Raw genomic sequence first — 11281 nt, 5'->3', positions numbered from 1 at the left:
AGCTAGGGGGAACCAATCGTTGAATCTGTGAGCGGGTTGAACTGGGAGAACCAGGGGAACACGAAGACCGTGAGCACCGCGACGGCCGCGAGCACGAGGAGCACCGAGAGGAGAACGCGCATCCACAGGGGACCGGGGAGGGTCCGGAAGATCCATCCGTACATCGTGGCTATCCCTGTCCTGCGGCGCGGGCTACCTGCTCCGCGATCTCGGGCGGCGGACCGGCATCCACAGGACGCCAGGACTCCATCACCGAATAAGCAATAATACGCTCCTGCGCACCGAAGCGCGGATTGCAGCTGGTCAGCGTCAGGATCCTGTCGACGGGTTCCGCGGCCGGCTGCGTGGGCACCGGTGCGATCACGTCCACGCGGTCGGGGAGGACGATCTCGGTGTTGCGGAACACGTACGTGTAGAACCCGTCGCGGGTCTGGACGTAGATGCGGTCGCCCGGGACGAGCGTGTGGATCTGGTCGAGGACCTGGCCGTGGGTCTGTCGGTGGCCGGCCAGCGCGAAATTTCCCACCTCGCCGGGAGCTCCGGTTCCCGGGTAGTGCCCGAGACCGAGGTTGTCGAGGACATCGGTCCCGACGCCCGCCGTGACCGGCCGGGAGTAGCTCTCACCGAACCGGGGGATGTAGACCACCGCGAAGGTCCCGACCAGCTCGCTCTGCGGAAGGACGGCGGGTTCGCCGAACTCCTCCGGCGCAGCGGACCCGGTTCCTCCGGGCGGCGAGGAGGGAACCGGCTCCGCCCGAACGGGCGGTACGTCCGAGAAGAACTCCTCGAGGGCGTGGTCCTGCTTAATCCCGGAATCGATGTTCGTCCACCACAGCTCCCAGCCCACGAAGAGCAGGAGGACGACGCCGACCGTGATGAGCAGTTCGCCGAGGACCTGCGCGACGAGCTGGACGGGGGTACGACGGCGTCGCTGCGGCCGTGCCTGCACTGCGGCATGGCCGGGTGCGGCGTCGATGGTTGACCGGGCCACTGCCGCTCCTGCCGCTGGGGATGCACCGGTATCGGGCGGTTCTTGGCTAGAATCGTTCCCAGAACCGCCCGCCGGATGGTGTTCTTCCTTCAGGATAACCTGCGGGTCTGGACGCACCGGGGCGCCCCGCGAGACCACCGGCGCAGCTGATCCGCAGTTGCGCCCCGTCGAGGAGAATCCGTGCCCGAGTCGAAGCCCCGCAAGAGAGCCAGCACCGCTGCGCCCGCCGTCAAGTCCTCGCAGCCCAAGCCGAACCCGGTCTGGTACAAGCCCGTGATGTTCGGGCTCATGATCATCGGCCTGCTGTGGATCATCACCTTCTACATCTCGATGTCCACCCTTCCGGTGGCGGCCTGGGGGTCCTGGAACATCCTGGTCGGGTTCGGCATCGCGATCGTCGGCTTCCTGATGACCACACGCTGGCGGTAGTTCCCCCGTTCCACCGGGGCGGTCGAAGGACCTGTCCCCACTGTGCACACGGTGTGCAGAAAGTTATCCACAGATGTGCACAGTTCTGTTGATCATCCGCTCGAGGGCCTGAGATCCCGGGCCCTGCTTATCCACAGGTGTGGAATTACATGTGTGTAAGTTATCCCCCGTGTGGATAAGGGGTGTGGATAACGCAGCTGAGGGCCGGTTCGAGCGAACCGGCCCTCAGTGTCTTCCTCGTCCTAGACCAGGAGGAGCGAGACCCCCAGGAACGTCAGCACAGCCAGCAGCACGACGATCCCGCCGAGTCCGAGCCACTGCAGGCGGGCCTGACGGGCACCCCGGGGTGCGTAGGCGATGACCGCTGCGCAGGCGGCTCCGGCCAGCAGGCCGCCGAGGTGGGCCTGCCAGGCGATCCCCGGCACCACGAAGCCCAGGACCGCGTTGATGGCGACCAGGACGATGATCTGCCGCACATCACCCCCACGCTTGCGCTGGATGATGAAGAGGGCCCCGAACAGACCGAAGACGGCGCCGGATGCACCGACCACGTACTGGAGGGGTCCGCTCAGCAGCAGCACGCCGACGGATCCGCCGACCGCCGAGATCAGGTACAGCGCCAGGAACCTCGCCCGTCCCATCGCCGGTTCGAGCACCTTCCCCAGGATGTAGAGGGCGTACATGTTGAACGCGATGTGCAGGACCGAGTTGGGCGCATGGAGGAAGGCCGCGGTGAGCATGCGCCACGGCTCGGCCGGGATGGCTCCGCCCACGCCGGCGGTGAACACCGGAGCGTAGGAGAAGGTCCGGGTGAGCCCGGGGATCACGAGCTGGAGCAGGAACACCACCACGCAGATCCCGATCAGGGCCGTGGTGACGAGAGGGGTGCCCCCGCGTGCGACGCCGCCGAAAGCATTCTTCCGGACCGGGGTGCGGGCCGCCTGCTCACGCACGCAGTCCACGCACTGGAATCCGACGGCGGCCGGCCGCTGGCAGTCTCCGCAGGCCGGGCGGCCGCACCGCTGGCACCTCACATAGCTGATGCGGTCGGGGTGCCTCGGGCAGACGGGGGCCTGCTGGCTGCCGGCGTCGGGCGCGGGGGCACCGTAGGACATTCGGTTAGAGCTGTTCCACGGTGATGCTCTCGATGACGACGTCGTCGAGGGGCTTGTCCCTCATGTCCGTGGCAATCGCGTTCAGCTTGTCGACGACCTTGCGGGACTCCTCGTCGGTGACGTCACCGAAGATGGTGTGCTTGCCCTGCAGCCAGGTCGTGGGCACCGAGGTGATGAAGAACTGCGATCCGTTGGTGCCGCGTCCGCCCTGGGTTCCGGCATTGGCCATGGCGAGCTTGTAGGGCTCGTTGAAGGTGAGGTCCGGGTTGATCTCGTCGTCGAACTTGTAGCCCGGTCCGCCGATACCCTGGCCCAGCGGGTCCCCGCCCTGGATCATGAAGTCCTTGATGATGCGGTGGAAGATCGTCCCGTTGTAGAGGGGAGCGTTGCTCTTCTCGCCCGTCTGCGGGTGGGTCCAGGTGATCTCGCCGGTTGCCAGGCCCACGAAGTTCTTCACGGTCTTCGGCGCGTGGTTGCCGAAGAGGTTCACCTCGATATTGCCCTGGTTGGTGGAAATGGTCGCTTTTGCTGTTGGGATAGCAGTCATTCGCCCATTCTTCCACGCAGCCTCCGACAATAAGCTGGAGGAGTGCCATTCCGCGGACAGTGAAACGGCCTTTCGACGGGATCCTGGAGCGCACACCGATAGCACCCCCTGTCCATGCAACGTAGGCTGATCAAAACGAGTAACCACCCCCTGGAGGTTTTTGTGAAGAAGAATGCACGCGTCACCCACGATCTCGAGGAGACCGCCGCCATCGGAGCGGCCTTCGTCGCTGGAGTAGCAGCAGCGCGCGCCTGGGCATCTCCCCATGTCGATGCCGCCTACGGCTGGGCGAAGCCCCGGTGGGAGAAGGGCGTCGAAACCGCCCGGCCGGCCCTGCAGGACACCGTCCGCAGGACCACCGAGGGCATCGCGGGCGGCATCGCCGTCGTCACCCCCCGGATCCAGTCCGGGATCGAGAGTGTGGGCCCGCGCATCACGCACGTCATCGACGAGACGACCCCGAAGATCCAGGGCACCCTCGACAAGGCGACGCCGGCACTGAACTCCGCCAAGGGCAAGGTCGTCGACGACTACCTGCCGGCCCTGTCCAACAGGCTCGGCGAGGCAGCGGACACGGCGGCCCGTTCCCTCGCTGCAGCCTCCGTGCCCCCTCTGGTCGAGAAGGTCGTGACCAGGGCGACCGGCGACAAGAAGGCCATCACGAACGCCCAGAAGCGCCTGGTCGCCGCGACGATGCAGGCCTCGAAGGACCTCAAGAGGAACCAGGCACGCAGGTCCGGCAAGGGCTGGCTGATCGTCGGCATCATCGCGTCCGCTCTCGTCGCCGGTGTCGCTGCGTGGAGGGCCTCCAAGCCCGTGGAGGATCCCTGGAAGACGCCCGCACCCGTGAACGCCACACCTGCTCCCGTCGCGGCGGACAAGGCCCAGGAAGCCAAGGACGTCGTCGCCGAGATCAAGAAAGCCGCCGAGCGGTCAGCAGCCTCCTCCGATGACGCGGCGGCGACCAGCGGGACGGTCGCAGGCACCACCTCGCCGCTGGCGGCGGGCGACGCGGACGCCGGCGAACCCGCGAAGCACGTGGCTACGCCGACGGACGAGCCGAAAGCCTGACACTTCGAGAAGCGAAAAGCCCCCGGCGTCCTGCCGGGGGCTTTTTCATGCCGTCATCGTAATATGCTCAAGGAGGAATATCAGTCGCCGCCGAGGGCGGGAGGTATGGTAGCGGCCTGCTCGGCCAGGAGCCGTTGGCGCTCCATCCGTCGTTGCTGGCCGCGGACCACCACGGCGAGGCCGGCGAGGATGAGGACCAGCCCGCCATAGGTTGCAGCGGGCAGTTGCTCGCCGAGGAAGACGGCCGCGAGGATCGCGGCACCGGGAATCTCCAGCAGGATGATCATGGATACGACCAGCGGGCTCATCACCGCGAGCAGGTGGTTGAACACCGAGTGGCCCATGATCTGCGCCAGAAGGGTCACGGCGAGGATGCCCGCCCAGGCCACGGGAGTAAATCCGACGATCGGTTGGCCCGTGGCTGCGCAGAGGACTCCGAGGAAAACTGCACAGACTCCGTAGCAGAGCGTCGTGTAGGTCCCGGTGGACATCGTCCGCCGGGCAGCGGCTCCCGCCATCTGGTAGATGCCCGCCAGCGCCCCACCGGCCAGCGCGAGCAGATCCCCGAGGAGCGCGTTCCGGGAGAGTGAGAGGTCGAATCCGGTGATGATCACGACGCCGATGAAGGCGATACCCAGACCGGCCACCACCGCGCGCTGTGGCCGGGACCCCAGCAGGGCGTTGAACAACGCGATCCATGCCACCTGCAGGCAGACGAGGGCGGTGGCGGCTGCCACCGAGGTGAGCTTGAGAGCGGTGATGAAGCAGGCGAAGTGCAACGCCAGGGCTCCAGCTGCGAGGGCGAGCCGCCGGTAGTCCGCTGGGCGCAGGGCTGCGAACTCGGCCCGCTTGGAGACGAAGGCCGGGCCGCCCATGAGGACGGCTCCGAGCAGATTCCGCCAGAACGCGATGGCGAGGACCGGGGCGGCTGTCGCTGCCATGATCGGCCCGGACGCCGAGACCCCGATCACGCCCAGGATCGAGAGGAAGATAGTCACCCGGCAACCCTATGGCACGCCGTCAGTACCGCCGGATGCCGGTCGGCTCGGGCCGCTTAAAGCAGGAAGTCCCGGCCGATGGCCGGGACTTCCTCTCGGTGGAGGCACGGGGACTCGAACCCCGAACCCCCTGCTTGCAAAGCAGGTGCGCTACCAATTGCGCCATGCCCCCGAAATGAGCCTCATCCAGTATACCTGCGCCGGACGATGTTCCTTGCTAGGCGACGTCGTCCGTCGCGTTGCTCCAGACGCTCTTGCTTTTCTCTGAATCCTGCCACCGCTTGTAGACGAGGACACTTGCTGCAGCCGCTGCCGCAAGAAGCAACTTCTTCACACCAGTCTCCTAGCAGTTCCCTGCAGTAGTGGATCCGTGGGCGTACCAGGACTTGAACCTGGGACCTCTTCGTTATCAGCGAAGCGCTCTAACCGCCTGAGCTATACGCCCCGATACCTCTTCGGGCCGAGATACGACTTTACAGTAGTGTCTCGGCATTCTTCAAATCGCCCTCCGGCGCCGAAGAGGCCGGTGTCCTAATCGTCGGTCAGCGTGACGCCGATTCCGCCGACCAGGGTGGAGGAGATGTTGTAGAGCACCGCCGAGAGCATGGCCAGGGCGGTCAGGAGCACCACGTTGACCACGGCGATGATCGTGGCGAAGGAGAGGACCTGGGGCAGCGACGCGAACTGTCGAAGATCGAAGCCACCGTTCTCGGATCCGGCGATCTCCCGGAGGAGCTCGTTGACGCCGTCGAAGATCCCGGTGAGGTCCAGGACCGTCCAGATCACGAAGGACGCAACGACGGTGACGATGCCGAGCGCGACCGACAGGAGGAACGACATCTTGAGCACGGACCACGGATCGACCTTGCTGACGAGCAGGCGCGCCTTCCGGGCCTTCGCCTTCGGTGCCGGCTTGATCAGTCCCGGTCGCTGCGCAGGACGCGCGGTCTGCGCGCCGGGGCCCGTGGGCCGCTGCGCGGGACGTGCGGGGGCATTCACGCGCGGAGGGGTCCCGGGCGCCCGCATTTGGCCGCTGGACGCTCGCGGGTTGGTGTTGGCCGAGCTCACTCGCTACCTCCATGTTCCGGCGACTCAGCGTCAGGCTCAGCCGTTTCCTCTGTCGACAACCGTACTTCATCGGCTGTGAACTCTGCTGGTGCGTCCTCGGGCGTGACCGTGTCGATGACGTCCACGTCCGGGCTGGCCTCGGAAGGATCGTCGATCAGCCCCTCCTCGACGGCAACACTCCGCTCACTGTTGCGGGCCACGGCGATGATCCGGTCCGTCTTGTCCGGCTTGGCGAAGATGACACCCATCGTGTCGCGTCCCTTCGCCGGCACGCCGGCCACGGCCGAGCGGACGACCTTCCCGCCTCCCATGACCACCAGGACCTCGTCCTCTTCCTGCACCACGAGGGCGCCGACCAGGTCGCCCCGCTCCTCGGCCAGCTTGGCGACCTTGATACCGAGGCCACCGCGGCCCTGCACCCGGTACTCGTCGACCTTGGTCCGCTTCGCGAAACCACCCTCGGTGACGATGAAGACATAGGAGTCGTCGGTGACGACGCTGCCGGCCAGCAGTTCGTCGTCCTCGCGGAACTTCATGCCGGTCACCCCCGACGTCGCACGTCCCATCGGCCGCAGGGCGTCGTCGTCGGCCGTGAAGCGCAGCGACTGTCCCTTGCGCGAGACGAGCATGATGTCGTCATCGCTGGACACGAGCTGCGCGGAGACGAGCTCGTCGTTGTCCCGCAGGTTGATCGCGATCACGCCGGCAGTCCGGTTGGTGTCATAGTCCTCGAGGCGCGTCTTCTTCACCAGTCCGCGCTTCGTGGCCAGGACCAGGTAGGGAGACTGCTGGTAGTCGCGCAGGTCGAGCACCTGGGCAATCCTCTCGTCGGGCTGGAAGGCCAGGAGGTTGGCGACGTGCTGCCCCTTGGCGTCACGGGCGGCCTCGACCAGTTCGTACGCCTTCGCCCGGTAGACCCGACCCAAATTCGTGAAGAACAGCAGCCAGTGGTGGGTGGTGGTGACGAAGAAGTGCTCGACGACGTCGTCCCCGCGCAGCTGCGCTCCCTTGATGCCCTTGCCGCCGCGTGCCTGCTGGCGGTAGTTGTCGCTGCGGGTGCGCTTGACGTACCCGCCGCGGGTGATGGTCACGACCATCTCCTCCTCGGGGATCAGGTCCTCCATGCTCATGTCACCGTCGTAGCCCATGAGGATCTCGGTCCGCCGATCGTCACCGAACTTGGCGACGATCTCCGCGAGCTCCGTGCTGACGATGCCGCGCTGCACGTCCTCGGAGGCGAGGATCCGGTTGAACTCGGTGATCATGGATTCCAGCTCGGCGTGGCGGTCCTGGATCTTCTGCCGCTCGAGCGCCGCCAGACGCCGCAGCTGCATGTTGAGGATCGCCGTCGCCTGCAGTTCGTCGATGGACAGCAGCCCCATCAGTCCGTCACGGGCCTGCTCCGTGGTGGAGGAGGCACGGATCAGGGCGATGACCTCGTCGAGGGCGTCGAGCGCCTTCAGCAGACCGCGGAGGATGTGGGCCTCCTCCTCCGCCTTACGCAGCCGGTACCGCGTCCGGCGGACGATGACCTCGAGCTGGTGGGTCACCCAGTGCCGGATGAACGCATCGAGGCTCAGCGTGCGGGGAACGTCGTCGACGATCGCCAGCATGTTGGCGCTGAAGTTGTCCTGCAGCTGGGTGTGCTTGTACAGGTTGTTGAGGACCACCTTCGCGACGGCGTCGCGCTTCAGCACGATCACCAGGCGCTGGCCGGTCCGGCCAGAGGTCTCGTCCCTCAGGTCCGCGATGCCACTGATCTTGCCGTCCTTGACCAGTTCGGCGATCTTGATGGCGAGGTTGTCCGGGTTCGCCTGGTACGGAAGCTCGGTGACGACGAGGCAGGTGCGGTTCTGGATCTCCTCGACATTGACGACGGCGCGCATCGTGATGGAGCCGCGACCCGTCCGGTAGGCGTCCTCGATGCCCTTGTGGCCGAGGATCTGCGCGCCGGTCGGGAAGTCGGGTCCCTTGATACGGGCGATCAGTGCTTCGAGCAGTTCTTCCTTCGAGGCTTCCGGGTTCTCGAGGTACCACTGGACGCCGTCGGCCACCTCGCGCAGGTTGTGCGGCGGGATGTTGGTGGCCATACCGACGGCGATGCCGGAGGACCCGTTGACGAGCAGGTTCGGGAAGCGCGACGGCAGGATCGTCGGTTCCTGGTTCTTGCCGTCGTAGTTGTCCTGGAAATCGACGGTCTCCTCGTCGATGTCCCGCACCATCTCCATGGCGAGCGGAGCCATCTTCGTCTCGGTGTACCGGGGGGCGGCCGCGCCGTCGTTCCCGGGCGAACCGAAGTTCCCCTGTCCCAGGGCCAGGGGGTAGCGCATCGTCCAGTCCTGGATCAGGCGGACCAGGGCGTCGTAGATCGCGGAGTCGCCGTGTGGGTGGTACTGGCCCATGACCTCGCCGACCACGCGGGCACACTTGTTGAACGAGCGGTCCGGCCGGTAGCCGCCGTCGAACATGGCGTAGAGGACGCGCCGGTGCACGGGCTTGAGGCCATCGCGCACGTCGGGCAGCGCCCGGCCGACGATCACCGCCATCGCGTAGTCCAGGTAGGACCGCTGCATCTCCGTCTGCAGGTCCACCTGCTCGACGCGGTCCGTCAGGACCTCACCCTCGATGGGCTCGTCGGGTCCGTTGCCGGTGATGTCGTCACTCATGAATCAGTTCCGTTCGTGAAAGGTTCTCGACCACACAGGAGACGCGGTCGCTGGCCGGTGCCCGGCATCGTGTGCAGGCGCCCGGTCGGACGTCCTCCCTCTCCCTCGCAAGCTCGGGCAGGGACCCTCGGTCCGCTCTTGTTCCGTTGCGCCGGCACGATGCCGGTAGCCGGCACTCAGATGTCGAGGAAACGCACATCCTTGGCGTTCTGCTGGATGAAGTTGCGCCGGGACTCGACGTCCTCACCCATGAGCACCGAGAACACCTGGTCGGCCGCGGCCGCGTCGTCCATGGTGACCTGGAGCAGGGTGCGGTGGTCCGGATCCATGGTGGTCTCCCACAGTTCCGTGTAGTCCATCTCGCCCAGACCCTTGTACCGCTGGATGCCGTTGTCCTTGGGCAGCCGCTGGTTGTTGGCGAGGCCGATCCGGATGACCTCGTCACGCTCGCGGTCGCTGAACACATAGTCGTGCTTCGCGTTGGACCACTTGATCCGGTACAGCGGCGGCTGCGCAAGGTAGACGAAGCCGTTCTCGATCAGCGGCCGCATGTAGCGGAACAGCAGTGTGAGCAGCAGGGTCGTGATGTGCTGGCCGTCCACGTCCGCGTCGGCCATGAGCACGATCTTGTGGTACCGGGCCTTCTCGACGTTGAAGTCCTCGCCGATCCCCGCGCCGAACGCGGTGATCATGGCCTGGACCTCGCTGTTGCCGAGGGCCCGGTCCAGGCGCGCGCGCTCCACGTTCAGGATCTTGCCGCGTAGGGGCAGGATGGCCTGCGTCTCGGGGTTGCGGCCCCGGACCGCCGAACCGCCGGCCGAGTCGCCCTCCACGATGTAGATCTCCGACCGCGCCGGGTCCTTGGACTGGCAGTCCTTGAGCTTGCCCGGCATGCCGCCGGACTCGAGCAGGCCCTTGCGGCGCGTGGACTCACGCGCCTTGCGGGCGGCGAGGCGCGCCTGCGATGCCTGGATCGACTTGCGGATGACGTCGCGGGCGGGGCCCGGGTTGCGCTCGAGCCAGTCGCCCAGCTGGTCGGTGACGACGCGCTGCACGAACCCCTTGACCTCCGAATTGCCGAGCTTCGTCTTCGTCTGGCCCTCGAACTGCGGCTCGGAGAGCTTCACGGAGATGACGGCGGTCAGACCTTCGCGGATGTCGTCACCCGTGAGGTTGTCGTCCTTCTCCTTGATGATGTTCTTCTCGCGCGCGTACTTGTTGATCAGGGTGGTCATGGCCGCGCGGAAGCCCTCTTCGTGCGTTCCGCCCTCATGCGTGTTGATCATGTTGGCGTACGTGTGCACGCTCTCGGAGTAGGCCGAGGTCCACTGCAGCGCGATCTCGACGGACATGGTGCGGTCCGGGGTCTCCGTCTCGAAGACGATGACATCGGGGTGCACCACGTCGACGCGCTTGGAGGAGTTGAGGTGGTGGACGTAGTCCACGAGGCCGTTCTCGTAGAGGTACTCGACCTCGCGGTGCCGAGGCGTGGAATCCTCGCCGGTCTCGACGGTGACCTCGTCCTCGACCTCGTCGACGTGCTCGTCCGTGAAGGTGATGCGCAGTCCCTTGTTGAGGAACGCGGTCTGCTGGAACCGTGCGCGGAGGGTCTCGAAGTCGAACTGCGTGCTCTCGAAGATCGAGTCGTCGGGATAGAACGTCTGGGTGGTGCCGGTCTCGGAGGTCTCCTCGCCCTTCCTCAGCTCGCCGACGGGCTTGCCGCCGTCGGCGAAGGACTGGCGCCACACGTGACCCTGGCGTCGCACTTCCGTCTCGACCCGCTTGGACAGTGCGTTGACGACCGAGATGCCGACGCCGTGCAGGCCGCCCGACACCGCGTACCCACCGCCGCCGAACTTGCCGCCGGCGTGGAGGATTGTCATGACGACCTCGACGGTCGGCCGCCCCTCGGTGGGGTGCATGTCGACGGGGATCCCGCGGCCGTTGTCCACGACCTTGACACCGCCGTCGGCCTGGAGCGTGATCTCGATGTGGTCGCAGTAACCCGCCATCGCCTCATCGACCGAGTTGTCCACGACTTCGTACACAAGATGGTGAAGACCCCGGGGTCCGGTGGACCCGATGTACATTCCCGGACGCTTCCGGACCGCTTCCAGGCCCTCCAGCACCGTGATCTCGTTGGCACCGTATGCGTGTTCGGTGGCCGCCTCCAGGATCGGGGATTCGCCTTCGCCGATCAACACATCACTTGCATTCAACTCGTTCTCGTGTGCCACAGGCGTAGACGGCTCCTCAGCTGGATGGACCAAAACAATCTCGATCCATTCTACCCTGCGGAGGGCTACAATCCCGCACGAACACCCCTTCACCGGCCAATAAAGCGGCGTCAGAGCCGATAGGGGGTCCTTCCATGAGGACGGATACGCCGGGCGGAC

11 protein-coding genes and 2 tRNA genes are annotated in these 11281 nt (G+C 66.2%); 2 read left to right on the top strand and 11 right to left on the bottom strand.

Annotated elements, in window-relative coordinates; genetic code table 11:
- Positions 1-2 precede the first annotated feature (2 nt).
- Together ACX80J_RS06140 and ACX80J_RS06135 are read right to left on the bottom strand one after the other, a co-directional pair.
- Positions 3-164 carry a hypothetical protein gene (locus ACX80J_RS06140; RefSeq protein ID WP_459347180.1) on the bottom strand — a complete coding sequence of 54 codons (162 nt, stop codon included), beginning with the start codon at positions 162-164 and terminating at the stop codon, positions 3-5.
- A gap of 5 nt (positions 165-169) precedes the next feature.
- Positions 170-991, bottom strand: a complete 822-nt coding sequence (locus ACX80J_RS06135; RefSeq protein ID WP_459347179.1) for a class E sortase — start codon at positions 989-991, stop codon at positions 170-172.
- 180 nt (positions 992-1171) lie between these two features.
- On the opposite strand from ACX80J_RS06135, the gene ACX80J_RS06130 reads away from it, so the two are divergent.
- Complete coding sequence (locus ACX80J_RS06130) at positions 1172-1420, top strand: cell division protein CrgA (protein ID WP_087072395.1); 249 nt, start codon at positions 1172-1174, stop codon at positions 1418-1420.
- Positions 1421-1662: 242 nt separating this feature from the next.
- On the opposite strand, the gene ACX80J_RS06125 is transcribed toward ACX80J_RS06130, so the two are convergent.
- Both ACX80J_RS06125 and ACX80J_RS06120 read right to left on the bottom strand, forming a co-directional pair.
- On the bottom strand, positions 1663-2535 hold the full coding sequence (locus tag ACX80J_RS06125; protein WP_459344166.1) for a rhomboid family intramembrane serine protease: 873 nt from the start codon (positions 2533-2535) through the stop codon (positions 1663-1665).
- A 4-nt stretch (positions 2536-2539) separates the two neighbouring features.
- The gene (locus tag ACX80J_RS06120) at positions 2540-3082 is read right to left on the bottom strand and encodes a peptidylprolyl isomerase (RefSeq protein ID WP_459344165.1); all 543 of its coding nucleotides are present in this window, start codon (positions 3080-3082) and stop codon (positions 2540-2542) included.
- Positions 3083-3244: 162 nt separating this feature from the next.
- Between ACX80J_RS06120 and ACX80J_RS06115 the strand changes: the two genes are divergently transcribed.
- Positions 3245-4153, top strand: coding sequence for a hypothetical protein (locus ACX80J_RS06115; RefSeq protein WP_459347178.1), 909 nt, complete (start codon positions 3245-3247; stop codon positions 4151-4153).
- 80 nt (positions 4154-4233) lie between these two features.
- On the opposite strand, the gene ACX80J_RS06110 is transcribed toward ACX80J_RS06115, so the two are convergent.
- From ACX80J_RS06110 to gyrB, 7 genes are all read right to left on the bottom strand, one after another.
- A complete protein-coding gene (locus ACX80J_RS06110; RefSeq protein ID WP_459347177.1) occupies positions 4234-5151 on the bottom strand; it encodes a DMT family transporter in 918 nt (305 codons plus the stop codon).
- 99 nt (positions 5152-5250) lie between these two features.
- Positions 5251-5323, bottom strand: a tRNA-Ala gene (locus ACX80J_RS06105).
- A 45-nt stretch (positions 5324-5368) separates the two neighbouring features.
- Positions 5369-5485 carry a DLW-39 family protein gene (locus ACX80J_RS06100; protein ID WP_459344162.1) on the bottom strand — a complete coding sequence of 39 codons (117 nt, stop codon included), beginning with the start codon at positions 5483-5485 and terminating at the stop codon, positions 5369-5371.
- A gap of 37 nt (positions 5486-5522) precedes the next feature.
- Positions 5523-5596 (bottom strand) — tRNA-Ile (locus tag ACX80J_RS06095).
- Between the two features lie 86 nt (positions 5597-5682).
- Positions 5683-6150: a DUF3566 domain-containing protein gene (locus ACX80J_RS06090; RefSeq protein WP_459344161.1), complete on the bottom strand. Its 468-nt coding sequence runs from the start codon at positions 6148-6150 to the stop codon at positions 5683-5685.
- Positions 6151-6215: 65 nt separating this feature from the next.
- Positions 6216-8885, bottom strand: a complete 2670-nt coding sequence (gene gyrA / locus ACX80J_RS06085) for a DNA gyrase subunit A (RefSeq protein ID WP_459347176.1) — start codon at positions 8883-8885, stop codon at positions 6216-6218.
- A 176-nt stretch (positions 8886-9061) separates the two neighbouring features.
- Positions 9062-11089 (bottom strand): DNA topoisomerase (ATP-hydrolyzing) subunit B, encoded by a 2028-nt coding sequence (gene gyrB, locus ACX80J_RS06080; protein ID WP_225437288.1) that lies wholly within the window; start codon positions 11087-11089, stop codon positions 9062-9064.
- Positions 11090-11281 lie beyond the last annotated feature (192 nt).

The sequence above is a fragment of the Arthrobacter rhamnosi genome (assembly GCF_054510975.1).
The sequence above is the reverse complement of the archived record's forward strand: the minus strand, read 5'-3'. Positions and strand labels throughout refer to the sequence as shown.